The organism is Streptomyces sp. NPDC032472 (genome assembly GCF_040636955.1).
Taxonomy (GTDB): domain Bacteria; phylum Actinomycetota; class Actinomycetes; order Streptomycetales; family Streptomycetaceae; genus Streptomyces.
On sequence record NZ_JBEZVK010000082.1, the window covers coordinates 1 to 25,071 of the forward strand.

A 25,071-nucleotide genomic window follows, 5' to 3' on the forward strand; every position below is an offset into this window, starting at 1 on the left:
GCACCGGGGCCGCCCTGGCTGCCCTGGGCTCCCGTACCGCCTTCGCCGCCCTGACTTCCCTGCGCCCCGGCGTCACCCTGACTGCCCTGCGCACCTGGACCGCCCTGGCTTCCCTGGCTGCCTACATCGCCCTGACTGCCCTGACTTCCCTGCGACCCCGCGTCACCTTGGCTGCCCTGCGCACCGGGGCCGCCCTGGCTGCCCTGGGCTCCCGTACCGCCTTCGCCGCCCTGACTTCCCTGCGCCCCGGCGTCACCCTGACTGCCCTGCGCACCCGGGCCGCCCTGGCTGCCCTGGGCTCCCGTACCGCCTTCGCCGCCCTGACTTCCCTGCGCCCCCGCGTCACCCTGACTGCCCTGCGCACCCGGGCCACCCTGGCTGCCCTGGCTGCCCACATCGCCCTGACTGCCCTGACTTCCCTGCGCCCCCGCGTCACCCTGACTGCCCTGCGCACCGGGGCCGCCCTGGCTGCCCTGGCTGCCGACATCGCCCTGACTGCCTTCGCCGCCCTGCGGACCGATACCGCCCTGGCTTCCCTGCGGACCGGCGTCGCCTTGGCTGCCCTGGACTCCGGCGCCCCCTTGGAACCCCTGGCTGCCCTGGAATCCCTGACTGCCCTGGTCCCCTTGGGCGCCGGTGTTGCCCTGGACTCCCTGGCTGCCTTGGCTGCCCTGGAACCCCTGGGTGCCGGGGCTGCCCTGGCTGCCCTGCGGGCCGGCTCCCGAACCACCCGGACTGCCCTGCGCACCCTGGAAACCCTGCGGGCCGATACCGCCCTGGGCACCCTGAACACCGGCGCCACCCTGGACACCGGGACCACCCTGGGTGCCAGGGACGCCTTGGGATCCTGGCGTGCCGGTGTCGCCCTGAAAACCCTGACCGCCTTGGCTTCCCTGGGTTCCGATCCCGCCCTGATTGCCCTGACTTCCCTGCGGGCCTGCCCCGCCCTGGTTGCCCTGCGAGCCCGTACTGCCCTGGTTGCCCTGCGCTCCGGCACCGCCCTGGCTGCCTTGGCTGCCCTGGGTTCCGGCGACCCCCTGACTTCCCTGCGGGCCGGCGTCTCCCTGACTGCCCTGCGCCCCGAGACCGCCCTGACTGCCCGAACCTCCCTGCGCCCCAGCGTCGCCCTGACTGCCCTGGGCTCCGGTACCGCCCTGGTTGCCCTGCGCCCCGGCACCGCCCTGGCTGCCTTGGCTGCCCTGGGTTCCGGCGGCCCCCTGACTTCCCTGCGGGCCGGCGGTCCCCTGACTGCCCTGCGCCCCGAGACCGCCCTGACTGCCCTGACTTCCCTGCGGGCCTGCCCCACCCTGGTTGCCCTGGGAGCCGATGCCCTGAGAACCCTGACTGCCTTGGGAGCCCTGACTTCCCTGAGCGCCTTGGGAGCCCTGGGACCCGGTGCCCTGACTGCCCTGCGTGCCCTGGAATCCTTGCGTGCCCTGGAACCCCTGACTGCCCTGGAAGCCTTGGCTGCCTTGGGGGCCCTGGGACCCGATGCCCTGACTGCCCTGCGTGCCCTGGAATCCTTGCGTGCCCTGGAACCCCTGACTGCCCTGAAAGCCCTGGCTGCCCTGCGCGCCTTGGAACCCCTGCGTGCCCTGGGGGCCCTGGGGGCCTGGTGGGCGAGGGTGCTCATGAGGATTGCCACTGCCCGTCCCATGCCCGCCTGGTTCGTCACCGTGACCACCGTCGTCACCGCCGTTACCGTGACCACCGTCGTCACCACGGCCACCGTCGTCACCACGGCCACCGTCGTCACCACGACCACCGTCGTCACCACGACCACCGTCGTCACCACGACCACCGTCGTCACCACGACCACCGTCGTCACCACGACCACCGTCGTCATCGGCCCTCCGCGGTGGGCGGGGCTCGAAGTCGGCACTCACAGCACCGTTCGATCCTGGCACACCGATGGAGTAATCGACGGACATAGCTGTCGCGTTGGCTGAAGCGGTCGTTGACGAACCGAGATTGACAAGCAATCCAAGAGTTCCCGACGCCGCGAGCGTGGTGACGGCCCGGATCCACGATCTGCGAAGTGACTGACGCTTCATGTCGGAACCTTCCCGCAGGCTGAAAACCGATACGCCGAGGGGGGGCGATGGGTCAGATGGGCATGCCACACCATCACGGCGGACGGCAGGAATGAGCGCTCAAGCTGTTGCGCAGTCGTGCCAGCAGCAGTGTGCCGGGACCCGATTCCGCACCGACGGTTGACAGCGAATGTCGCCGCACTTCATTCAATTGGCGTACAGTCCTGCATTCGGGCTGCTCGTTTCGCTCCTGAGGTCTGTCCGGGGCGGACGGAAAGAATAGATGCCCCGGCACTTCACCGTGCACCGTCGCCCGAGCGGATCTGGACCGCGGACGAGGCCGTCCGCTTCCTCCAGCACTGCCACCAGGCAGACCCGGGCATGGCCGACCTGTTCGAGGTTCCTCATCGGCACCGGCCTACGTAAAGGAGAGTCCCTCGGTCTGCACTGGGACGACGTCCACCTGGCCGAGCGTGTCCTCTATGTACGTGGCACGCTCTCCGCGATCGACAACAACCACCTCGTCACCACCGACGGCCGACCCCTGCGGCCCCACACCGTCCTCGCCCGGCTGCGACCACCACGCGACCACGTCCAGCACCTCCGCGAAGCCCTCAAACGGCTCCGCTCCCCCGCCCCGACCGGCTTCCACCCCACCGCCAACCAACCCCAAAGCGGGCGTGCGACCACACTGCGACCACCAGCATTACTTGCATGGAAAAGGCCGTCCTCCCGTGTGTGAGAGAACAGCCTTCGACCTGCACGAAGCAAAGTCCGGACGACGGGATTTGAACCTGCGATCCCTTGACCCCCAGATAGCTGCTCCAGGGTCAGAATCCTGACGTATAGGAGCATTTGAGGGCGGGGATGGTGCATATGCGCGGTCCCGCGGATCCGATGACGATCCCGGCGATGTGGCGGGCTGCGGGACAGATGGTGGCGGTCTCGTAGCGGGTGGCGAGACCGCGCCATCGTCTGCGTGCGACCGCTGTGCGATCCGCGCCGGCGACGTCACTTGCCGGCTCTGCGCGCCCGGGCACGCGCCTTGCGCGCGTCCCTGCCGCCGTTCCAGAGCCGCACGGCAAGGACGGCCGCCGAAGCGGCGAACAGGCAGGCGGTGATCAGCAGCCACCGTCCCGGGAAGACGTCGGCCGGCAGGCCGGTGGTGACCGTGTAGTGGCCGACCTGGCGGAGTGCCAGCGGCCAGTACACCAGCAGCAGGACGCCGGAGACGAAGGCGGGCACCCGGACGTGGTTGACCCCTGCCCGCGGTCTGACCTTGCCCTTGCCCTCCCCCTCCCCGGAGCGGTCACCCAGGACGCGCTGGACGGCCAGGTCGGTGACCGCGTACAGCGGCAGCAGGACGAGGTCGTGCAGGAGCGCGGCCCCCACGCACCACACGGCCACGCCGAGGGTGTCTCCGGCGAGCAGGCGCAGGCCCGCGTAGCAGGCCAGGGCGAAGGAGGCCAGGACGAGGAGCAGGTGGAGCGGGGAGGCGCCGTAGCGGCGGCGGAAGGCGGTCGTGGCGGCGCGGGCGGTGGGCAGCTTCATGAGGGTTCCCCGAAGGTGAGTCGGGTGACCCATTTGGTGTTGTGGACCCCCGGGGCACCCGGGACGATCACCCGGGCGGGGTACCCGTGGTCGCGGGAGAGGACGGCCCCGTTGACCCGTACGGCCAACAGCGAGCGGTCGTCGCGGACTTGGGAGGCGCTCAGGACGACGGAGCTGAACGATCCACCGCGCTGGACGGATTCGACCAGGACCTGCGGGCCGTCCTCGGCGCCGAGGCCGACGAGAGCGGCCAGCTCGGTGAGGCGGACCCCGCTCCACTGCTGGTCGGAAGTGGACCAGCCCTCCACGCAGGCGATGGGCAGCCGCGCTTGGCTCTGGGGCAGCTCCAGCAGTCGGGCGTAGGTCAGGTCGACCTGGCGGCCGGCGCCGCGTACGGTCAGCCGCCAGGCCGGCCCGATGTCGGCGGCTCGGATGCCGACCGAGACCGCGGTCTTGTTGATCTGGAAACCGTTCGGCCCGGATCCCGGGTCCTGGCCGTGCGGCGCCAGGAGCGCCGTCCGCCGCAACCACCCGTCCACGCTCTGCCCGGCGGTCACCACGAGCAGCGCCAGCGACCCCAGCCCGACCATCCCCAGCGCGCCCCGCCGGGTGATCGTGGGTTCGGCCGGGCGGGGCGAAACCAGTCCCGCCGCCTCCTCGCTGTCGGGCGGCGGCTGCCGTGGCCCGGCGCGCAGGGCCCGTACGGCCCTTTTCAGCCGGAAGGACACGTGGACGACGAAGGCGCCGATGAACACCCAGGCACCGTAGAGGTGGAGCGTGTAGAAGGAGCCCGGGAAGACGTAGTGGAGCTGCACGTTGAGGATGCCGGTGACGAACTCGAACCCGGCACCGCCCACCAGCAGGAGCAGGGAGAGCCGCTCGGCGGCCTGGGCCGCCGACCGCACGGGCGGCCAGGCGAAGAGCTTGGGGATCACCGACCACAGCTTCGCCAGGAGCACGGGCACGAGCGCGACACCGAGAGTGACGTGCACGCCCTGGGTGACCCGGTAGAGCCAGTACGGGGACGTCGGCCAGGAGAAGAGGTAGAAGCCGAGCCACCCCTTGTCCGGGGTCTGGTCGTTCACCGCGGCGAGATCCGGGTCGTACGCGGCGTACGACAGCAGGCCCGTCACGAAGAGGACCACGACGCCGAACAGCAGGACGGCACCGAACACGGCGGTCAGCCACGGCCCCCTCAGCGGGCTGCGCCAGAACTCCGGACGCGACGGCCCCCACTGCGGGCCGGCCGCCCACACGGACGCCAGGGCCGACCGCAGGCGCGCGCTCACCCCCTCCCCCTCGCCGCTCGCCTCCATGGCACCTCCGCAGCTTCCGCCTTGCGGGGCCCGCCTCGCCGCCCCGCCTACGAGAACATGCCCCACCGCAGGTACCGGAGGTCTGGTGACACGCCGACCCGGAGTCCCGCATGGCGGCACCCGGCCCCGCAGCACGGGCGCCCGGTCCCCGCTGCGGCCCCGATGCATGACGGATGTCTTACGTGCACGCGCCGGAGAGCCCCGCCGGCCCCGGCTGTGCGTAGCGTCCGGAGCATGCGCGTACTCGTCACCGGAGGAGCCGGGTTCATCGGCTCCCACATCGTCACCGCCCTCAAGGCCCGCGGGCACGATCCCGTCGTCCTCGACGCCCTGCTCCCCGCCGCCCACCGCGGTACTCCGCCCCTGCCCGATGCGGAGTTCGTCCGGGCCGACGTACGGGACCCCGACGCGGTCCGGACGGCACTGCGCGGAGTGGACGCGGTGTGCCACCAGGCGGCGATGGTCGGCCTGGGCAAGGACTTCGCGGACGCCCCCGAGTACGTCGGCTGCAACGACCTCGGGACGGCGGTGCTGCTGGCGGAGATGGCCGCGGCCGGGGTCCGGGAACTCGTCCTCGCCGGGTCGATGGTGGTCTACGGGGAGGGCCGGTACTCCTGCGGGCGGCACGGCACGGTACGCCCCGGGCCGCGGCGGACCGAGGACCTCCGGGCAGGGCGCTTCGAGCCCCGCTGCCCCGACTGCGGAGCCGAGCTCGCGCCGGGCCTGGTCGGCGAGGACGCGCCGACGGATCCGCGGAACGTGTACGCGACGACGAAACTGGCCCAGGAACACCTGGCGGCGTCCTGGGCCCGGTACACGGAGGGCCGTGCGGTGTCGCTGCGCTACCACAACGTGTACGGGCCGGGGATGCCTCGCGACACCCCCTACGCCGGGGTGGCCTCGTTCTTCCGGTCCGCGCTGGCCAGGGGCGAAGCCCCCCGCGTCTTCGAGGACGGGGCGCAACGGCGGGACTTCGTCCACGTCACGGACGTGGCCGCGGCGAACGTGGTGGCGCTGGAGGCCGTGGGCGGCATGGCCTCCGCACGGCTGACCGTGTACAACACCGGCAGCGGGGAGCCGCACACGGTCGCAGAGATGGCGTCCGAGCTCGCCTCGGCGCACGGCGGGCCCGCGCCGGTGGTCACGGGCGAGTTCCGCCTCGGCGACGTACGGCACATCACCGCGGACTCCGCCCGGCTGCGCGACGAGCTGGGCTGGCGCCCGGAGGTGGGCTTCGCCGAGGGAATGGCGCAGTTCGCCCGGTCCGGTCAGCGGGCGTCGGCGGGCGCCGTCGACTGAAGGCCCCCGCGCTGCCCGCGGGGACCGGACGCGCCGGGGGGCCGGCCGACACCACCGTCGGTCGGCTCCGCTACGGCCCACCGCGGAGCCCGGAGCCGGCAGCAACCTGACCAAGCCCTACTAGGCGGGGGCCGGGAGGGTCAGTTCGAAGCGGCAGCCGCCGGGCACGTTGCGGACGTCGGCGTGTCCGGAGTGGGCCTCGACGATGCCGCGGACGATGGCCAGGCCCAGGCCCGCGCCGGAGGGAGGGGTACGCGCCGGTGACCCGCGCCAGCCGGTGTCGAAGACGCGGGGCAGGTCCTCCTCCGGGATCCCGCCGCACCCGTCGGTGACGGACAGCACCACCGCGTCCGCCCGGCGTTCGGCTGCGACCGCGACGGTGCCGTCGGCCGGGGTGTGGCGGATGGCGTTGACCAGCAGGTTGGAGAGCACCCGCGTCATCTCCTTGCCGTCGACCTCCACCGGGAGCGGGGCGACGCCCCCGCCCGCCAGCCGCACCCCGCGTGCGCGGGCCAGGGCGTCCGCGCCCGCCAGCGCGTCGCCGACCAGGTCGTACAGGGACATCCGGGTCGGGTTGAGGGAGAGCGCGCCTGCGTGGATGCGGGAGAGCTCGAACAGATCGGTGACCATGGAGTTGAGGCGTTCCACCTCGGCGCGCATCTGCCGGTGGTAGCGGGTCGGGTCGGCCGCCATGCCGTCCTCGAGGGCCTCCGACATCGCGCGCAGCCCGGCGAGCGGGGTCCGCAGGTCGTGGGAGATCCAGGCCACCAGCTCCCGCCGGGAGGTCTCCAGTGCGCGCTCGCGTTCGCGTGAGGCCACCAGGCGCTCACTGGTGAGCGCCAGCTCGCGGCTCAGCGCCATGAGTTCGGCGGGGGCCGGAACGGTGGGAGCCGCGAAGGTGCCGTCCTGCCCGAAGCCGCGTGCCGCACCGACGAGTTCCCGGCAGCGCAGCACGACCTGCCGGCCCAGCAGCAGGGCCGTGCCGAGGGAGACGGCGGCGGCCATCGCGACGACGGTGGTCACCACGGCGAGGTCGTGCGAGGACAGGAACATCGCCCAGGCCACCGCGAGCGTCCCGGCGAGCATCGCGGACACGGCGACCGCCGCGACGACCGCGAGGGACACCGCCACGCTCCGCCGGCGCAGCATCCGCAGCGCGGCCGCGCCGAGCAGTCCGGCGGCCGCCGCGCCGAGGAAGGCGTACAGGGCGATCAGCAGCAGGTCACGCACGGCCGTCCTCCGCCCGGGGCACGGCCGCCTCGGCCGTCGGCCGGTCGGACGGGTACGGGCCCGCCTCGAAGCGGTACCCGGCCCCCCACACCGTGCGGATCAGCTGCGGATCGGCCGGATCCTTCTCGATCTTGCTCCGCAGCCTGCGGACGTGCACGGTGACGGTGGACAGGTCGCCGAAGTCCCAGCCCCAGACCTCGCGCATCAGCCGCTCCCGGTCGCAGACCTGGCCGGGGTGCCGCATGAAGTAGGCCAGGAGGTCGAATTCCCGCAAGGTGAGCGGCAGTTCGGATCTCTCCTTCGTGGCTCGGCGGGCGGCGGGGTCCACCATCAGGCCGGCCGCCGCGAGCCGGGGCTCGTCGGCGGGGACCGGGGATGCCCTGCGCAGGACCGACCGCACGCGCAGGACCAGCTCGCGCGGACTGAAGGGCTTGGTCACGTAGTCGTCCGCGCCGACCTCGAGGCCCAGGATGCGGTCGTCCTCGTCGCCGCGTGCGGTGAGCATCACCACGGGTACGGAAGGCCCGCCGTCGCAACGGGCCCGCAGCCGGCGGCAGACCTCCAGGCCGTCCATGCCCGGCAGCATCAGGTCGAGGACGACGAGGTCCGGCCGGCGCCGGGCAGCGGCCTCCAGCGCGGCCGGGCCGTCCGCGGCGCGGTCCACCGTGAACCCGGCCCGTTCCAGATAGCCGGCCACGACCTCGGAGACCGTCGGGTCGTCGTCCACCACCAGGACGCGGCCCCCGACGCCGCCGGAGGAGGGGCCGCGGTCGGTTTCGTTGCTGGGTGCCATGCGTCCAGAGTGACATCGCGGCGCCCGGGGGCGGACCCGGGGCTGCCGCGGGGCGACGTGGTGTCCGCGTTTCGTAAGGTCTTCGGGCGCCCTTCCCGGCCTTCTGCTTCCTACGGTGTGGAGGGTGACTTCCTCTGCTTGCCGTCCGCCCCGCGCGGACCTCGTACTGCCGTGTCTCGACGAGGCGCAGGCCCTGCCCTGGGTGCTGGCACGGGTGCCGGCCGGGTGGCGGGCCATCGTCGTCGACAACGGCTCCACCGACGGCTCTGCGGACATCGCCCGCGGCCTCGGCGCCACCGTCGTGCACGAGGCCCGGCGCGGCTTCGGGGCCGCCTGCCACGCCGGGCTGCTCGCCGCACGCGCCGAGCTGGTCTGCTTCTGCGACTGCGACGCCTCCATGGACCCCGGCCTGCTCGCCCCGATGGCCGAGCGGGTCGCGGCCGGCGAGACCGACCTGCTGCTCGGCCGGCGCCGGCCGCAGGAGCGCGGCGTGTGGCCGGTGCACGCCCGCGCCGGAAACCTCGCGCTGGCCGGGATGCTGCGCCGCCGGACCGGGCTGCGACTGCACGACCTCGGCCCGATGCGGGTCGCGCGCCGCGAGGCCCTGCTCGGCCTGGAGCTGACCGACCGGCGCAGCGGCTACCCCCTCCAGATGGTCGTCCGCGCGGCCGACGCGGGCTGGCGGGTGGCCGAGACGGACGTCCCCTATCTGCCCCGGTCCGGGAAGTCCAAGGTCACAGGCACCTGGCGGGGCACCTGGCACGCCGTACGCGACATGCGCAGGGTCCTGGCCGAGCCGCCGGTCACCCGACGCGCACCGGCCGAGGGGGGCTCCGCATGAGCACCCTCCTCGTCATCGCCAAGACGCCGGTCGCGGGCCGTGTGAAGACCCGTCTGACCCCGGCGTTCACCCCGCAGCAGGCGGCCGACCTGGCCCTCGCCTCGCTCCGGGACACCCTGGCCGCGGTCCTGGCCGCGCCGGCCGGGCGCCGCGTCCTGGTCCTGGACGGCAAGCCGGCGTCCTGGGTCCCCGAGGGGATCGAGGTCGTCCCGCAGGGCACGGGCGGCCTGGACGTCCGGCTGGCCGCGGCGTTCGCGCTGGCCGACGGGCCGGCCCTGCTCATCGGCATGGACACCCCGCAGGTCACCCCGGGCCTCCTCGCGGCCGGGCTCGACTTCACCGAGGCGGACGCCTGGTTCGGGCCCGCCGACGACGGAGGGTTCTGGGCGCTCGGCCTGGCAGACCCCGACCCGGCGTTGGTCCTCGGCGTGCCCATGTCCGTGCCGCAGACCGGTGAGGTCCAGCGGCGGCGGCTCATCGACGCGGGGCTGGCCGTACGGGACCTGCCCGAGCTGTGCGACGTGGACACCCCCGCCGACGCGGCACGCGTCGCCGCGGCCGCACCGCGGACCCGTTTCGCCGCCCTGTACTCCGCCCTGTGCACGGTGGCGCGATGACCGCCCAGCTCACCGAACCGGCCGCCCGCGCCTGGCAGGCCGACCCGTACGCCGACGCGCTGCGCGTGGGCCGGGGCCCGCTCTACCTCCGTCGTCACGACGGCTGGCTTCTGCCGCTCGACGTCGAGCGGTGGTGCGCGGAGCCCGATGCGGCCGACGACACCGTCCTGGCCCGGTGTACCGGACGCGTCCTCGACATCGGCTGCGGGCCGGGCCGTATGGTCGCAGCCCTCGCCCGGATCGGTCGCACGGCACTGGGCGTGGACGTCACCCCCGAGGCGGTGGCCCGTACCGTGCGGACGGGTGGCAGCGCACTGTGCGGGTCGGTCTTCGACCCGCTTCCCGGTGAGGGCGGTTGGGGCACGGTCCTGCTGATCGACGGCAACATCGGTATCGGCGGGGACCCCGCCGCCCTGCTGCGCCGGGCCGCCGAACTGACCGCACCCGACGGCTCCCTGCTGGTCGAGGCGGCCGCCGCCGACGTCGACGAACGCGTGGAGGTCCATGTCGAGGACGGCAACGGCGGCCGTGGGGCGTCCTTCCGGTGGGCACGGCTCGGCACCCGGGCCCTGTGCGCCGAGGCGAGGGGCGCGGGCTGGACCCCGTACGGGACCTGGCAGGCGGCGGGCCGGCACTTCGTCCACCTCACGCGCTGACGGTTCCTGCGCGGCGAACCGCAGGGGTGGGACCCGCACTTCTGCGGATCCCGTCCCTGCGGTTCTGCGCGCGACGCTCCGATCAGGCCCTGCGGACGGTCCTGCGCAGCACGGCACGTACACCGGCGCAGGCGGCGGTCAAGAGCGCGACGGCCGCCATGGCGAGCAGCCAGTTGCGCAGGTAGTCGAGCGGCAGGACGGTGGGGTTTGCCACCCCGCCGGGACGCAGGAGCGGAGGCAGGGCAATCGCGGTCAGGGAGCCCGCGACGACGAGGGCCCCGCGCGGTACACCGCGCAGTCGCAGTCCCGCCGCGGCGGCGAGGGCGGCGACCGCGATCACGAGCGGCGCGACGAGGGCGTCGTGCACGACGACCGCTCCCCCGAGCCAGACGGCGATCCGCCACGGCTCCGGCTGCTGGAGCAGCAGCCATCCGCCACGGCCCGCGAGCACCAGCCCGAACCCGCCCACTGCGCAGCGGAAGCCCATCACAGGACCTCCAGTCGGCCGACCCACTTGGTCTGCAGGACGCCGGGCTGGTTGGGGGCGATGATGCGGGCCGGGTAGCCGTGGTCCAGGGACAGCTCCTCGCCGTTGAGGCGCAGGGCGAGCAGCGTGAGCGGGTCCTGCGCGTAGTGACGCCCCATCTCCGTCACCCGGTAGGCGCCCGCCGCTTCGAGGGAGACCACGCGGGCCCGGGCTCCCGGGCCGCCACCCGCCCGTTCCAGGAGGTCGCGTACCCGTACCCCGGTCCACTGGGCGGACTTGCTCCAGCCCTCGACGCAGGCGATGGGCAGGGTGACCTCGTGCTGGGGCATGGTGCGCAGCTCGTCCAGGGTCAGGGTGTACGGCCGGGGCCCCTCCACGGTCAGCCGCCAGTCGGCGAGCGAGGCCCGGGTGACGCGTGCGGCGGCGGCCGTCCGGTTCACGGGCAGCCCCTGGATGCCGTGGGCGGGGCTGCGCGGGCCGAACAGCTCCAGCGGGCCGAGCGCGGTCACGGACTGTCCCACCGTGGTCAGCGTCACCGCCCCGACGGCGGCCGATACGCCGAGGAGGAGCCGGCGCCGGTCCGGCCCGTCGGCCTCGGGCAGGGCCAGGGTTCCGGGGGACCGGAGCGTGAAGTGGGACCGGATCTGCGGCCATTGCACGGCGACGTGCAGGACCAGGGAGCCCAGCAGCAGCCAGGCGACCGCGTAGTGCACGGGAACGAAGTTGAAGGGCCAGGGGTACCACTGGAAGGTGTTCAGCAGACCCGTGGACAGCTCGAACAGCCCCGCGGCGACCAGGACGGCCACGGAGATCCGCTCCAGGGCGTGGAGAGCCGATCGCACCGGGGGCCAGGCGAACAGCCGGGGGTAGACCGCCCACAGTTTCGCCAGCAGCAGCGGGATCGCGGCGATCCCGGACGCCACGTGGAGGCCCTGGGTGAGCCGGTAGCCCCAGTACGGGCGGCTCGGCAGCCGGTCGGCCAGCCATTCCGGCGGGTGCTGGAGGTAGTGGCTCACGACACCGGTCGCGAAGCAGACGGCCATGGCCAGGCCGAGCCGGCGGCCGATCGCGGTCGCGGTACGGGCATCGTGCAGGCGCGCCGTGAAGGTCACGGGCGGCCACGGAGGCAGGGTGAGACGCATGCCTCCCATCACACTCCCGGCGGGGGCCGCGCAGGGGGCCGGAACACCTTACGAAACACGGACGCCCACGGCGCCGACCACACTCGGACGCCGGTTCCTGGAACGCTTCCCCGGGTGAAACCCCTTACCGCCCTCGCCCCTCGCACCGCGCTCGTCGCCACCGCCGTGGCCCTCACCGCGCTCACGGCGGTCCTCGTCCTCACCATCCGGTACGGGGGCTACTTCAGCGACCCCAACGGCCTGTTCCTGAGGTACGCGGCCGGCTGGGTGCTGTTCGCCGTGGCCCTGGGGGCGCTGCGCCGGGTCCCGGGCCGCCACGTCGCACGGTTGGTCGTGGCGGGGGCCGTGGCCGTCACGGTGACCGGGCTGGCCGGGCCGCCGCGGACCAGCACCGACTCCTACCGCTACGCCTGGGACGGCCGCGTCCAGTCCGCCGGCGTCTCCCCGTACGACCACACCCCGCAGGAACCGGCACTCGCCCGGCTGCGCGACCCCTGGCTCTTCCCCACCGGAACCGCCTGCACGGGCCCCGACCTGGCCCGCATCCCGTCCGCTGACGGCACTGCGCAGTGCACCCGCATCAACAGGCCCGCCGTCCACACGATCTACCCGCCGGTCGCCGAGGTGTACTTCCTGGCCGTCGACCGGCTCTCCCCCACCGGTGCCCGGCACAAGCCGCTCCAGACCGGTGCCTGCCTGGTCTCGCTGGGCGTGACCGGCGCGCTCCTGCTGATCCTGCGACGACGCGGCGACGACCTCCGCAAGGCCGCGTACTGGGCCTGGTGCCCGGCCGTTCCGCTGGAGGCGGTCAACAACGCCCACGTCGACGTCCTGGGCGTACTGCTCGCCGTCGCCGGACTCGGCCTCGTCGCCTCGCGGGCCCTGGCCCGGCGGGCGGCGGGCGGTGTGCTGATCGGCGCCGCCATCGCCACCAAGCTGGTGCCGGCCGTCGTCCTCCCCGGCGCCCTGTCCGGGGTCCGGCGCGTCCGCGACGCGGCCGCCGTGCTGCTGCCCGCGGCGGCCTTCGTCGTGCTCGCCTACCTCCCCTACGTCCTCTTCTCGCACGCCTCGGTCCTCGGCTACCTCGGCGGCTACGTGCAGGAGGAGGGCTACGAGGACGCCTCGGACGGGTCCCGCTACGCGCTCCTGCGCCTGGTCCTGCCCGACTCCTGGGCGTTCCCCGCACTGGCCGCCGTCATCGCCGTCATCGCCGTGTCCGTGATGTGGCGCGGGGACCCGAGGCGGCCGTGGAGCGGCGCCCTCACGGTCACCGGCTGGGCGTTCGTGCTCCTCACGCCCGGCTATTCCTGGTACGCCCTGCTCCTGGTCGCACTCGTCGCCCTGGACGGACGCTGGGAATGGCTGGGCGTCGCACTCGCGGGCGCCGCCGTCTACGTCCTCGGCCCGTCCCTCGGCTACCGGCCGATGCCGAGCAACCTCGCGTACGGCGCCACGGCCGCGCTCGTCCTCGTGATGGCCTGGGTCCGTCGCCGGCGCACCTTCCCGCAGCGGGCCGTGCCGTGATCTGCCCGGCGCGGCGCCGGTACCGTGGAGGGTCGTCCCGTCTTCCCGTACGCTCGCCTGCCCGCCGGCGGTGTGCCCGCCCGACAGGTTTGCCCGACTTGCCCGACTCTTCCTTTTCCGTACTCGCCCGGGTGCGCTCCTTCCGCCCGTCCTGGCTGTCCCCGAAGGTGCTGCGTACCGAGGTGCTGGCCGGCCTGGTCGTCGCGCTGGCGCTGATCCCGGAGGCGATCTCCTTCTCGATCATCGCCGGGGTTGATCCGGCGATCGGTCTGTTCGCCTCCGTCACCATGGCCGTCACGATCGCCGTCGTCGGCGGCCGGCCCGCGATGATCTCCGCCGCGACCGGGGCGGTGGCCCTGGTCATCGCCCCGCTCAACCGGGAGCACGGCTTCGGGTATCTCGTGGCTGCGGTGATCCTGGCCGGGGTCCTCCAGATCGCGCTGGGCGCGCTGGGCGTGGGCAGGCTGATGCGGTTCATCCCGCGCTCGGTGATGGTCGGCTTCGTCAATTCCCTGGCGATCCTGGTGTTCATGGCCCAGGTGCCGCAGCTGCGGAACGTGCCGTGGGCCGTGTACCCGCTGTTCGCGGCCGGTTTGGCGTTCATGGTCCTCTTCCCGAGGATCACCACCGCGGTTCCCGCTCCGCTGGTCTCGATCGTGGTCCTCACGGTGATCACCGTCGCCGCGGGCATCGCCGTACCGACCGTCGGCGACAAGGGAGCGCTGCCGTCCTCGCTGCCCGTCCCCGGACTGCCCGACGTGCCCTTCACGCTCGACACCCTGGCCACCGTCGCCCCGTACGCCTTCGCCATGGCACTCGTCGGACTGATGGAGTCGCTGATGACGGCGCAGCTCGTCGACGAGATCACGGACACCCGCTCATCGAAGACCCGGGAGGCCGTCGGGCAGGGCGTCGCGAACATCGTCACCGGCTTCTTCGGTGGGATGGGCGGCTGCGCAATGATCGGCCAGACCATGGTCAACGTGAAGGTCTCGGGCGCCCGGACCCGCTTGTCCACCTTTCTCGCGGGCGCGTTTCTGATGGTGCTGTGCATCGTCTTCGGACCGGTCGTCTCGGACATTCCGATGGCCGCCCTGGTCGCCGTCATGGTCATGGTCTGCTTCGCGACTTTCGACTGGCACTCCATCGCCCCCAGGACGCTGAAGCGGATGCCCGCGGGCGAGATCACCGTCATGGCGGTCACCGTCGCGTGTGTCGTCGCCACCCACAACCTCGCCGTCGGCGTCGTCACGGGGTCCGTCACCGCGATGGTGATCTTCGCCAAGCGCGTCGCCCGGCTCGCCGACGTCACCGCGGTCACCGACCCTGACGGCAGCCAGGTCGTCTACGCCGTCACCGGCCAGCTGTTCTTCGCCTCCTCCAACGAACTCGTCGGCCGCTTCGACTACGCGGGCGACCCCGACAGGATCGTCATCGACCTCTCCGCCGCCCACATCTGGGACGCCTCCTCGGTGGCGGCGCTCGACGCGATCGAGCACCGCTACGCCCAGCGCGGCAAGACGGTCGAAATCACGGGCCTGAACGGACCCAGCGCCACCCTGCACGACACCCTCAGCGGCGAGCTCACCACAACGGGCTGACGCCGAAACCCACGCACGGCGCTCGACGGCCGGGGGGCATGGCTCGGCTCCCCCGCCCCCGCAGCCCGGCTCCGACGGGCGACGCCGCACGGCTCGACGAGCGCGTCATCCCGCGCGCGTCTGCCCCGGGAGTCATGGGTAGCGCTTCGGCCGGCCGGGGTGCTCGAAGTAGAAGCCGCGTGGCCCGTGGGGTTCCGCGGCGTCGTCGCACAGGCAGGGCCGGCCCTTGCCCTCGACCAGACCGCTGCCGTCGAGGAGGGGTTTGCCGTCGAAGCGCCGCCCGACGGAGCCGAACAGGTGTGTCCCGCGGGCGAGGCTCATCGGCCCCGCAACGACGTGCCGCGGCGGGACGGGCAGTCCGCGCGACACGAGGGGGACGAGCAGGAAGAGGTTCCTCTTCTCCCGTGCCCGGGGACCGGTCCACAGCGCGACGATCACTGCGGCCTCGTCCGGTTCGGGAACACATCCGCGGACGTAGTACGGCCTGTCGATGGGGGTGTCGGTGTACTGCCAGAGGGCTGCGGCAACGGCGCCCTGCGCGCGGGAGAGGCACTCCTGCGAACAGGTCAGTTGACCCATGACGGGCATTTCTGCACTTCCCGGCAGTAGGCCGTGATGACTCCGACCTTCCCCTTCGCGCCGGGCGCTTCGTACCTGCCGTCATCGGTGCTCTTGGCGTAGCTGGTGATGCCGTGCGGGCGGGAGAAGTACTGCCATCCGAGCTCGGCGTTCCCCGTCCGCGTGGGGAGGCAGCGGTTGTCCCAATCCGTCTGAACGCACCTCTCCGTGGTGTCCCAGGACGCCTGCGGGGCACCGGCCGGAGCGGCACCCAGGAGAGCCGCGACAGCCACCGGAACGGCCGTCCGCCGTAAAGGAGCAGTGATCATCCGCCAAGCATCCCGTCGCCTCGCCTGCGCGTACATGGGCGGCATGCACATTCACCCGGACGCCGGATCGAGTCCCTGCGGCGTGGCCGCACGTCCGCCGTCGCGTCGGCGGTCGACGAGCAAATGCGAAATCAATAGGACATGAAGCACGCAAGTGAATTTCAGTCGGGGTCGATTATGAGCAATGTGTGACCTTTGATCAGATAATCGACCCGGCTGACTAGGGTTCCGACTACCGGTCCGGCATATGCGGTTGTCGGTCACGGGCATCCGAGGAGAATGCGACTGATTGCAGGGGCATGTCAGAAATTGATCTACCGGCGCACCGGAAACCCTCGAGAGCGACAGGGCTCGACCTGGCCAGGGCGCTCACCCAGGCGTCGCGGGACAAGCTCTCCGCAACGCTGCTGGTGGCGGGTGACCCCGGAGGATCCTTCCACCTCCGGTGCGGCGCACTCGTCGAAGTGGCCTCACCCGGCGCACCAGGGGTCGAGACACTGCTGCTGCGCTCGGGCCGGGTCAGTGAGGCCGACTGGACGTCGGTCATCCGGTCGGGAGCCGGGGACGGCCGCATAGGGCGCGAACTCGTCGCCCGGGAATTGGTCGGCAGCGCGGAACTGCACCTGATGTGCATGATGGCCGCACTGGACGGAGCCCTGGCCGTGGGAATGGGGCGGATCGACGGATTCACCATCGACCACCACTCCGACTCCTGCCGGCTGGCCGCGCCGGAGGGCATCGAACCGGAATGGTTGGTACATGAAGCCGGGCGGCGGATCCGGGTCCTCGGGGCGCTCGGTCACTCCCTCTCCCCCTTCCGCAGCCGGCCGGCCCTGACCGACGCCGGATCGGCGCAGCTGAGCGGCCCGGCAACGGGGGAGCGCAGGGAGATCCTGCTGCGCGCCAACGGCCGTCGCAGCGTCCGGGACATCGCCTTCCTGCTCGGCCGAAGCCTGTACGCCGTCTCCGTCGAGGTCTCGCGGCTGATGGGCGAGGGCTTGGTGGAAACGGTGGCCACGGCCCGGGCGTCGACCGGGGACGGCCCGCCCCCGGTCGACGGTCGGCCTCGGGCGGAGCTGCCGCACCGCCTCCCGGGGGCGAGCGGCATCAACACGGTCCTTCCGCTGCGGCCCGTGGGTGGGCACTGGCGGCCCCCGCCGGCACTCATCGCGAAGTACCTGGCCCCCGGCGGACACAAGTGAACGAACACAACAGGAGAGTCGTGACAACCAGGAATGCGCAGCTCGTCACGGAGGTGCGGGCCCTTCGGGAGAAGGTGGTCGGCGTCACCGACGTGGTGGTGGCCTCGGTCGACGGTCTGCTCATCACAGCCGAGACCGACGACGTGGCTGATCCGGAGAGCCTGGCCGCACTCACTGCGGCGACCCTCAGCATTGCCCGCCGCGCCGGTTCCATGACCAGCAAAGGCCTGCTCCACCACACCGTCTCGCGGTTCACCGACGGCTACCTGATCGCGCACACCGTCGGCGAAATGGCGCTGATCGGAGTGCTCGCCGACGCGGGCCTGGACGTCGGGCGCCTGCACGACGAAACGCAGGCCTCCGCGCAGCGCCTCACCGCACTGCTCGACCCGGCCGCCCCGCCCGCTCCGGGCAACTGACCCCCTGCGCCTGAACACCACACACCTAAGGAGCACGATGAGCGGACCAGAAGCCCGAGGGACCCAGAGCATGTCCGAGCGGGTTTCGAGCCTAGTCAAGAGCCTGCGCTCAGAGGTTCCGGACTGCGTGGCCGCAGGGGTCATCGACATGTCCACGGGCATGCTGCTGTCGGTGGAGACCGTCGACTCGCATCCGGCGGAAGTCCTCGACATGCTTGCTGCCGCGACCCTCGACCTGTTCCAGGGCCGCAACGTCGTGATGATCGAAGGCATCTTCAAGGAACGCCGTGGGATCGTCAGCGACCGCCACTGCTTCCAGGAGATCCTGGTCAACAGCGACAACCTGGCACACCTCTTCCTACGGGTCGACAGCACCGACGAGGTGGTCGCCGTGGTCGTCTGCCGCAAGACCGTGAACGTGGGCATGCTCTTCGCCCAGGCGCGCCGCGTGCTGAAGAGTTACGGGCAGCTGTGACCGCTCATGGTCGGCAGTAACGCCGAAAGTACGCTTTTACGTTCTCGCTGTTACTCCGCCACGCCCTGCCGCTCGTCCGGCTCGACGCGGTGGCGGACCGTCTGCCCCGCGGCCCCGACACCGACGTCGGCCACCGCGGCAGCAGGCTCTCGGGCGGTGGGCACCCACGCCGAACTCCTGGCAGCGGACACCCTCTACCGGGAACTGGCCACCACCCAGCTGCTGAACGGCCGGTGAGCGACTCCAGCACCCGGTCAGCTGTTGCCGGGGCGTCCGGGACTCGTGCCGACCGCGTGCAGCCCGGCGGACGGCGCGCTGCCCTCCGCCGGTTCGGGGCCCTGTACGGCAGACGGGACTCCGGCGGCCGGCGGGCGGCCCGGATCCTGCGCAGGCGCCACGGTGCGCGGGCTACGCAGCGCCAGCAGGGTTGCGGTCAGCCAGGCCAGGGCCAGGCCGGCGGCCCCTCCCAGGGTCGGCCCGTCCGGTTCGGCCAGGGGCTGGCCGCGCAGCGCCTGCCAGGTCACCAGGGCCACCAGGCCGGCGTACCCGGCCGCCGCGACGACCAGCACGCGCAGCCGGACGGTGCCGTCGGCCAGCCGGCCCGCACCGGAGGCCCGGCGGGCGAGGAGGAGGGCCAGCAGGGGCAGCACCTGGAGGGCGTGCATGCCGACGAAGTGGCCGATGCGCAGATCGCCGCCCTCGGCGGACCAGCCGGTCACCGGCAGCTGCGGTCCGCCGTCCGGGACACCCACGCTGTGGGCGCCGATGATGCCGGAGGCCCCGTCGGCGAGCTGCTCCGGTGTCGGCGCGCTCATCAGGAAGCCGAGCGCGAGCCCGACGACCGAGATGGCCGCTCCCGAGCGGATGGCCCAGGCGGTCGCCCGGTCGGGCAGCGGCTGCCGGTGCAGCAGCACGGCGATCACCAGGGTGGCCAGCCAGAGGACGGCCACGATCACGCCCATGACGGCGTACAGGCCCGCGTCGAACGGGGTCTGCTGGTTGAAGTGGCTGCGGGTCCCCCGCACGACCTGGGTGACGATGAGCGCCATCTCGACCGAGGAGCCGACCGTGATGATCGTGCCCGCCCACCAGCTGACCCGCCGGCCGCGGACGAGCAAGGAGTGCAGCCATGCCAGCGTGGCGCCGTAGACCGCCAGCGACAACGCGAACTTCAGCGGCTTGAGCCAGATCGGCTCGCCGACCAGGACGCGGTCGTCGGCGACGAGTCCGACGGCGCTGACCAGGGCCGTGACGGCCATGGCCACGGCGAAGTACGACAGGGGTCTGTGCAGCCCTCGCACGGACATGGTGGTTCTCCTGGATTCAAAGGGTCTGCGGCGAAAACGGCCTGCCCGGCTGCTGTCCGACGCCCGCGCCGTCGAGCCGTGCAGCGAGGGCCGAGGCCATCGCCTCACGGTGGGCGTTGAGGAAGAAGTGACCGCCGGGGAAGGACTCCACGTCGCAGGAGCCGGTCGTGAACGCCGCCCATCCCTCGGCCCCCTCGCGGGTGACGTGGGTGTCCTCGCTCCCCGTGAACACCGAGACCGGGCAGGCCAGTACGCCTTCTCCGGGCGCGGGCGCCCGGTAGCACTCGACCGCCTTGTAGTCGCTGCGCAGGGTCGGCAGGAGCATCCGGACCAGGTCGTCGTCGGCGAGGACCGCCGCGTCCGTACCTCTCAGCCGATGCAGCTCCGCGAGGATCGTCGCGTCGTCCTGGTCGTGCAGGTCGGGTCGCGTGCCGGCGTGGCCCGGGGCCCGCCGGCCGGAAACGATCAGCCGGACCGGCCGGAGCCGCCCGGCGGTCTCCAGCCGGCGCGCGACCTCGTACGCCAGCAGGGCGCCCATGCTGTGTCCGAACAGGGCCAGGGGCCGGTCCGGGGCGAGCTCGGTGAACGCCTCGGTGATCCGGTCGGCGAGCTCGGCCAGGTCGTCCAGCGGGGGCTCCCCGCGGCGGTCCTGCCGCCCCGGGTACTGCACGGCGCACACCCCTATTCGGGGGGCGAGCAGCTTGGCCATCGGGAAGTAGGTGCTGGCCGCTCCCCCCGCGTGGGGGAAGCACAGCAGCGTCATCCCGTCCTCGGCCTCCGTGGAGAACCGCCGGAACCACCTGCTCGCAGCATGGGAGAAGGCCATGTCCGGTCAGGAACCGTTCTTGCCGCGGGGCATGATCACCTGGTCCACGATCCCGTACTCCAGGGCGCCCTGGGCGGTGAGGATCTTGTCGCGGTCCAGGTCGTGGCGGATCTGCTCCTTGTCGCGGCCGGTGTGGTGGGCCATGATCTCCTCGATCCGGTCCCGGATGCGCTCGATCTCCAGCGCCTGGATCTCCAGGTCCGACACCTGGCCCTGCTGGCCGGGGCTGGCCGGGGCGTGCATCAGGACGCGGGAGTTGGGCAGGGCGACGCGCTTGCCCTTGGTGCCCGCGGCCAGGACGACCGAGGCGGCGGAGGTGGCCTGTCCGATGCAGACCGTCTGGATGTCCGGCTTGACGAACTGCATCGTGTCGTAGATGGCGAGCAGCGAAGTGATGGATCCGCCGGGCGAGTTGATGTAGATGGAGATGTCGCGGTCCGGGTCGGCCGACTCCAGGCAGAGCAGCTGGGTCATGATGTCGCTGGCGGAGGTGTCGTCGATCTCGGAGCCGAGGAAGATGATCCGCTCCTCGAACAGCTTGGCGTAGGGGTCGAACTCCCGCACGCCCTGGGAGGTGCGCTCCACGAAGCGGGGGACGACGTAGCGGGCCTGGGGCGCGTACTTGTGCATGGGGAAACAGCCTCCGTACTCACAGGGACTCGGTGGGGTTCGGACAGGCCCTAAGGGCAGGGGAACACCGACGGCGCGGCGAGTGACGCTCGGTCACCCGCCGCGCCCGTGTGGGACAGGGTCCGGATCAGCTCGCCTTGAGTCCGCCGCCGCCCGGCATCGACGGGGTGGAGCTGATCACGTCGTCGATGAGGCCGTACTCCTTGGCCTCCTGGGCCGAGAACCAGTAGTCGCGGTCGGAGTCCTTCGTGATGCGCTCGACGTCGTTCCCCGAGTGCTGCGCGATGAGCTCCGCCATCTCCCTCTTGGTCTTGAGGAGGTGCTGCACGTAGATGCGGATGTCACTGGCCGAGCCGGAGAAGCCGGCCGACGGCTGGTGCATGAGGATCTTCGCGTGCGGCAGGGCGAAGCGCTTGCCGGGGGCGCCGGAGGTCAGCAGGAACTGCCCCATCGAGGCGCAGAAGCCCATGGCGATGGTGACGACGTCGTTCTTGATGAGCTGCATCGTGTCGTACACCGCCATGCCGGCGGTCACCGAACCGCCGGGCGAGTTGATGTACAGGTAGATGTCTTCTTCGGTCTGGGCGGCGAGCATGAGGAGCTGCGCCGTGATGCGGTTGGCGATGTCGTCGTCGACGGGCTGACCGAGGAAGATAATGCGGTGCTGGAGAAGGCTGCTGAATACCTGATCACCCATGCCCCAGGGCGGGGTGCCCCCATTGTCCATTCGCGGCGCAATGTGGCCGAAATCCGCTGCCTGGTAATCATCCTGACGAGTCACTGAACCCCCATGTGGATCCACCGGCAGCAACCGCCACCGTTCGATACTTCCGTGCCGTTCCGTTCTCTTGCTCCGATCGGGGCCTTCAACTGCCGTGAGACTTACCGATCTTCACACATCGTGACCGTAGCACGATCATTCGGACGCGACGCCTGACCGGCAATTCGTTCGCTGAGAGCGCACGGCGCAGGAGCCGGTGCAGGGACGTTCTCCGTCGACGGCCGTGTCGGACGACTGTGATTAGATGCAAACGATCATTAGCCACAGTTCACACGGGGGTGGAACGTGACAATCGGTGAGCATCGAAGGCTGGAACGCGCGCACTTTCTGAGAAAAAGGCGTGAAAGTATCTTGCCTTGCGAAGTGGGGTTGCCTAATGGCGTCCGACGAAGGACCCCAGGGCTGCGCCGGGAGGAAGTCGCCGTACTCGCCGGGGTGAGTCCCACCTGGTACACGTACCTGGAGCAGGGCCGGGACGTCTCGCCCTCACCGGACGTGCTGGACGGCCTTGCCAGCGTGCTCGGGCTCTCGGTCTTCGAACGCGACTACCTGGTCGCCCTGTCCCGCGAGCCCGATGCGTGCGCACCGTCGGCGGGAACGCCCGACTCCTGGAAGTACCTGGAGGCGGTGGCCGAGAACATGTACCCGTTTCCCGCCTACGTCTGCTCCCTCTCCGGTGACTTGATTGGCTGGAACCGAGCGGTGCCCACGTGGCTCACCGACTTCGGCCAACTGCCCGAGCAGGAGCGCAATCTGCTCGTGTGGATGCTCACCTCCGAGGTGGCCCACCGCCGCTTCGTCGACTGGGAGAGCGCCTCGCGCCACCTCGTCGCCCGGTTCCGGGCCGAGGTGACGGATTGGCGGGTCCTCCCGCGCACCGATCGGATGATCCACGAACTCTCCCGCCGCAGCGCCCGTTTCCGGGAGTGGTGGGACGAGCACCGGGTGTGCGGACCGCTGACGCGGGTCCACCACATGCGCCACCCCGAGCACGGCGTCATCGCGGTGCGCATGGTCGAACTGCTCCATGAGGACCCCAACGGCACCGTGCGTCTCATCGTCCACACCCCGTTAGCCGCCGAACAGCAGGGTCTGGCCGCAGCATAGGCCGGTGGCGAGGCCTGCTTCTCGCGGTCCGGCCGTGGGCCCGACCGCGAGAAGCACACACCCCGCCTACTCGCCGGCGGTACTCGGAGCCAGCTGCTCCGCCAGGTGGTCCGCCAGCTTGCCGACCGTCGGGAAGTCGAACACCAGCGAACTGGGGAGCACCAGACCGGTCTCGTCGTTGAGCCGGTTGCGCAGCTCCACCGCCATCAGCGAGTCGAAGCCCAGGTCGAGCAGTTCCTCCTCGACCTCCACCTCCTCCGGGTCGTCGTACCCCAGGACCTCGGCGACATGGCGCAGCACCAGCGTGTACGCCTGCTCCGCGTCCAGCACCACCGGTCCGGCCGCGGAGCCCGACTCGCCGCCGGGCTCGTCGCCGGTCTGATCGCCGCCGTTCCCGTCGCCCGCCGTGCCGCCGGCGGGGACCGCGGACGGCAGCGCGGACAGCACCTTCGGCAGGGCTCCCGCCGTTGCCCGCTCCGACAGCGTCTTCCCGTCCAGCGCGGCCGCGACCAGCGCCGCCTCACCGCGGGTGAGCGCCGCGTCGAGCAGGGCCAGCGCCGCGGCCGCCGTCATCGGACGTACGCCGGCCCGGTCCATCCGGCTCCGCTCGGTGTCACCGAGCGTGCCGCCCATGCCCGCGCCCTCCCACAGGCCCCACGCCAGGGATACGGCCCGCAGCCCCAGACCCGTCCGGTGCTCCGCGAGTGCGTCGAGGTAGGCGTTGGCGGCGGCGTAGTTGCCCTGTCCGGCCGTGCCGAGCGTTCCCGCGAGCGAGGAGAACAGGACGAACGCGTCGAGGTCCAGCTCCCGGGTGAGCTCGTGCAGGTGCCGGGCCGCATCGGCCTTGGGAGCCAGTACGCGCGCCAGCCGCTCCTCGGTCAAGGACTCCAGCGTGCCGTCGTCCAGCACACCAGCCGTATGCACCACAGCCGTGAGGGGATGCGCGGCCGGGGTCTCCGCCAGCAGCGCCTGCAGAGCCCCCCGGTCGGCGGTGTCACACGCCGCGACCGTGACCTGCGCACCCAGCGCACCCAGCTCCGCAACCAGCTCCCCCGCGCCGGGCGCAGCCGCACCACTGCGCGAAACCAGCAGCAAGCGCCCCACGCCGTACTCGGTCACCAGGTGGCGGGCCACCAGGGCACCGAGCGCCCCGGTACCGCCCGTGATCAGCACGGTGCCGTCCGCCCGGAGTGTCGCCCGCGCCTCGTCCGCGCCGGGTTCCCCGGCCAGGACCAGGCGGGGAACGTACGCCGTCCCCTCCCGCAGTGCGAGCTGGGGCTCGCCGAGGGCCAGCGCCGCCGGCAGCGCCGCTCGGGAGGCGTCCGTCCCGTCGGTGTCCAGCAGCACCACCCGGCCCGGGAGTTCGGACTGCGCGGTGCGGCCCAGGCCCCAGGCCGCTGCCGCTCCCGGATCCGAGGTCAGCGGCTCACCCGCGACCGAGCACGCGCCCGAGGTGACCAGCACCAGCCGCCGCACCGAGGGGTCGCCCCCGGTCGCCAGCTCCTGCACCCGGGCCCATGCCTCCCGGGCCGCGGCCTGGGCCCCCACGGGCACCGACACCAGCCGGTCGCCCGGGTCGGTCTTGCCGCCGAAGGCCTCCGGCAGCGGCACCGGGATCCAGTCCACCCGGTACAGCGCGGCCTCCTGCGCACAGCCCGCCACACCCGGCACCACGGCCTCGGCGTGCCGCTGCCACGCGCCGGGCGCGCCCCCGGCCGCGGGCACCGGCCGCGCGTGCAGGGTCGCTGCCCGGTGGCCGCTCCGGTCCGGCTGGGCGAGCGCCAGCTGTACGTCGAGCGCTCCTTCGGCGGGCAGCCGCAGCGTGGCGTGCCGGGTGAGGACCAGCGGTGTCCCGCCCAGCAGCGTGCCGTCCGCGCCGAGTTCCCGGTCCGCCAGCTCCGGGTGGGTGGCGGCGGACAGCCTGGCCGTGTGCACCGTACTGCCGTCCGCCAGGTCCAGGCCGCCGCCCAGCACCGGGTGCTCACCGGCGCCCGACAGTGCAGGAGCGGTCCGGGGCTCCGGCGTCGGCGACAGCCAATAGCGCTGCCGCTGGAAGGGGTACGTGGGTACGGCCACCGGACGCGTCCCCGCCGGGAACACCGCCTTCCACTCCGGTACCGCGGCGCCCCTCACGTGGAGCCGGGCCACGGCCGCGGCCACGGCCGCCGGCTCCGGTACCGCGACGGCCACGGCCGGGCGGTCTTCCGCCGACTCGTCGAGCACCCGTTCCACTGCGGGAGTCAGCACCGGGACGGGGCCGATCTCCAGGTAGGTGGTGATGCCTTCGCGGCGCAGGGTGCGGATGCCGTCGGCGAAACGGACCGCGTGACGGATGTGGTCGACCCAG

23 protein-coding genes are annotated in these 25,071 nt (G+C 72.3%); 11 read left to right on the plus strand and 12 right to left on the minus strand.

Annotated elements, in window-relative coordinates; genetic code table 11:
• The coding region (locus AB0F11_RS32830; protein WP_362181717.1) for a hypothetical protein at positions 1-1,949 on the plus strand (1,949 nt) is incomplete at its 5' end.
• 1,095 nt (positions 1,950-3,044) lie between these two features.
• On the opposite strand, the gene AB0F11_RS32835 is transcribed toward AB0F11_RS32830, so the two are convergent.
• A complete protein-coding gene (locus tag AB0F11_RS32835) occupies positions 3,045-3,584 on the minus strand; it encodes a hypothetical protein (RefSeq protein WP_362181720.1) in 540 nt (179 codons plus the stop codon).
• A complete protein-coding gene (locus tag AB0F11_RS32840) occupies positions 3,581-4,873 on the minus strand; it encodes a molybdopterin-dependent oxidoreductase (protein ID WP_362181723.1) in 1,293 nt (430 codons plus the stop codon). Before AB0F11_RS32840 ends, AB0F11_RS32835 begins: the two co-directional genes overlap by 4 nt.
• 261 nt (positions 4,874-5,134) lie before the next feature.
• On the opposite strand from AB0F11_RS32840, the gene AB0F11_RS32845 reads away from it, so the two are divergent.
• Positions 5,135-6,199: an NAD-dependent epimerase/dehydratase family protein gene (locus AB0F11_RS32845; RefSeq protein WP_362181726.1), complete on the plus strand. Its 1,065-nt coding sequence runs from the start codon at positions 5,135-5,137 to the stop codon at positions 6,197-6,199.
• 120 nt (positions 6,200-6,319) lie between these two features.
• Here AB0F11_RS32845 and AB0F11_RS32850 read toward each other — a convergent pair whose 3' ends face one another.
• The gene (locus AB0F11_RS32850; protein ID WP_362181729.1) at positions 6,320-7,429 is read right to left on the minus strand and encodes a HAMP domain-containing sensor histidine kinase; all 1,110 of its coding nucleotides are present in this window, start codon (positions 7,427-7,429) and stop codon (positions 6,320-6,322) included.
• Positions 7,422-8,222 carry a response regulator transcription factor gene (locus tag AB0F11_RS32855; protein ID WP_362181732.1) on the minus strand — a complete coding sequence of 267 codons (801 nt, stop codon included), beginning with the start codon at positions 8,220-8,222 and terminating at the stop codon, positions 7,422-7,424. Before AB0F11_RS32855 ends, AB0F11_RS32850 begins: the two co-directional genes overlap by 8 nt.
• A 124-nt stretch (positions 8,223-8,346) precedes the next feature.
• On the opposite strand from AB0F11_RS32855, the gene AB0F11_RS32860 reads away from it, so the two are divergent.
• Genes AB0F11_RS32860 through AB0F11_RS32870 form a run of 3 tightly spaced genes read left to right on the plus strand, consistent with a single transcriptional unit; the run spans position 8,347 to position 10,336 of the window.
• Positions 8,347-9,063: a glycosyltransferase family 2 protein gene (locus tag AB0F11_RS32860; RefSeq protein ID WP_362181735.1), complete on the plus strand. Its 717-nt coding sequence runs from the start codon at positions 8,347-8,349 to the stop codon at positions 9,061-9,063.
• Positions 9,060-9,680: a TIGR04282 family arsenosugar biosynthesis glycosyltransferase gene (locus AB0F11_RS32865; RefSeq protein ID WP_362181738.1), complete on the plus strand. Its 621-nt coding sequence runs from the start codon at positions 9,060-9,062 to the stop codon at positions 9,678-9,680. The genes AB0F11_RS32860 and AB0F11_RS32865 overlap by 4 nt, the downstream gene beginning before the upstream one ends.
• Entirely contained in the window at positions 9,677-10,336 is a 660-nt protein-coding gene (locus tag AB0F11_RS32870) for a methyltransferase domain-containing protein (RefSeq protein ID WP_362181741.1), read from the plus strand. The genes AB0F11_RS32865 and AB0F11_RS32870 overlap by 4 nt, the downstream gene beginning before the upstream one ends.
• A gap of 82 nt (positions 10,337-10,418) precedes the next feature.
• Here the strand turns inward: AB0F11_RS32870 and AB0F11_RS32875 are convergent, their stop codons facing one another.
• Together AB0F11_RS32875 and AB0F11_RS32880 are read right to left on the minus strand one after the other, a co-directional pair.
• Positions 10,419-10,823: a hypothetical protein gene (locus AB0F11_RS32875; RefSeq protein WP_362181744.1), complete on the minus strand. Its 405-nt coding sequence runs from the start codon at positions 10,821-10,823 to the stop codon at positions 10,419-10,421.
• Positions 10,823-11,974: a molybdopterin-dependent oxidoreductase gene (locus AB0F11_RS32880; RefSeq protein ID WP_362181746.1), complete on the minus strand. Its 1,152-nt coding sequence runs from the start codon at positions 11,972-11,974 to the stop codon at positions 10,823-10,825. The genes AB0F11_RS32875 and AB0F11_RS32880 overlap by 1 nt, the downstream gene beginning before the upstream one ends.
• Before the next feature lie 105 nt (positions 11,975-12,079).
• Here AB0F11_RS32880 and AB0F11_RS32885 point away from each other — a divergent pair, with 105 nt between their 5' ends.
• Both AB0F11_RS32885 and AB0F11_RS32890 read left to right on the plus strand, forming a co-directional pair.
• Complete coding sequence (locus AB0F11_RS32885; protein ID WP_362181748.1) at positions 12,080-13,489, plus strand: glycosyltransferase 87 family protein; 1,410 nt, start codon at positions 12,080-12,082, stop codon at positions 13,487-13,489.
• A gap of 98 nt (positions 13,490-13,587) precedes the next feature.
• Positions 13,588-15,090: a SulP family inorganic anion transporter gene (locus AB0F11_RS32890; protein WP_362181751.1), complete on the plus strand. Its 1,503-nt coding sequence runs from the start codon at positions 13,588-13,590 to the stop codon at positions 15,088-15,090.
• A 132-nt stretch (positions 15,091-15,222) separates the two neighbouring features.
• Here AB0F11_RS32890 and AB0F11_RS32895 read toward each other — a convergent pair whose 3' ends face one another.
• Positions 15,223-15,669, minus strand: a complete 447-nt coding sequence (locus AB0F11_RS32895; RefSeq protein WP_362181754.1) for a hypothetical protein — start codon at positions 15,667-15,669, stop codon at positions 15,223-15,225.
• 772 nt (positions 15,670-16,441) lie between these two features.
• Here AB0F11_RS32895 and AB0F11_RS32900 point away from each other — a divergent pair.
• The 3 genes from AB0F11_RS32900 (at position 16,442) to AB0F11_RS32910 (ending at position 18,073) form a co-directional block, all read left to right on the plus strand.
• Complete coding sequence (locus AB0F11_RS32900; RefSeq protein ID WP_362181756.1) at positions 16,442-17,179, plus strand: MarR family transcriptional regulator; 738 nt, start codon at positions 16,442-16,444, stop codon at positions 17,177-17,179.
• A 20-nt stretch (positions 17,180-17,199) separates the two neighbouring features.
• Positions 17,200-17,598, plus strand: coding sequence for a roadblock/LC7 domain-containing protein (locus tag AB0F11_RS32905; protein WP_362181759.1), 399 nt, complete (start codon positions 17,200-17,202; stop codon positions 17,596-17,598).
• Between the two features lie 70 nt (positions 17,599-17,668).
• Positions 17,669-18,073, plus strand: coding sequence for a hypothetical protein (locus tag AB0F11_RS32910; RefSeq protein ID WP_362181762.1), 405 nt, complete (start codon positions 17,669-17,671; stop codon positions 18,071-18,073).
• Between the two features lie 254 nt (positions 18,074-18,327).
• Here AB0F11_RS32910 and AB0F11_RS32915 read toward each other — a convergent pair whose 3' ends face one another.
• The 4 genes from AB0F11_RS32915 to AB0F11_RS32930 form a co-directional block, all read right to left on the minus strand.
• Positions 18,328-19,380: a hypothetical protein gene (locus AB0F11_RS32915; RefSeq protein WP_362181765.1), complete on the minus strand. Its 1,053-nt coding sequence runs from the start codon at positions 19,378-19,380 to the stop codon at positions 18,328-18,330.
• A gap of 16 nt (positions 19,381-19,396) precedes the next feature.
• Positions 19,397-20,206, minus strand: coding sequence for an alpha/beta fold hydrolase (locus AB0F11_RS32920; RefSeq protein ID WP_362181768.1), 810 nt, complete (start codon positions 20,204-20,206; stop codon positions 19,397-19,399).
• Positions 20,207-20,212: 6 nt separating this feature from the next.
• Positions 20,213-20,836, minus strand: coding sequence for an ATP-dependent Clp protease proteolytic subunit (locus tag AB0F11_RS32925; RefSeq protein WP_362181770.1), 624 nt, complete (start codon positions 20,834-20,836; stop codon positions 20,213-20,215).
• 127 nt (positions 20,837-20,963) lie between these two features.
• Entirely contained in the window at positions 20,964-21,563 is a 600-nt protein-coding gene (locus AB0F11_RS32930; RefSeq protein WP_362181772.1) for an ATP-dependent Clp protease proteolytic subunit, read from the minus strand.
• Between the two features lie 339 nt (positions 21,564-21,902).
• Here AB0F11_RS32930 and AB0F11_RS32935 point away from each other — a divergent pair, with 339 nt between their 5' ends.
• Positions 21,903-22,724: a helix-turn-helix transcriptional regulator gene (locus AB0F11_RS32935; protein ID WP_362181775.1), complete on the plus strand. Its 822-nt coding sequence runs from the start codon at positions 21,903-21,905 to the stop codon at positions 22,722-22,724.
• A gap of 66 nt (positions 22,725-22,790) precedes the next feature.
• Here the strand turns inward: AB0F11_RS32935 and AB0F11_RS32940 are convergent.
• A partial coding sequence (locus AB0F11_RS32940; protein ID WP_362181778.1) for an SDR family NAD(P)-dependent oxidoreductase occupies positions 22,791-25,071 on the minus strand: 2,281 nt, incomplete at its 5' end.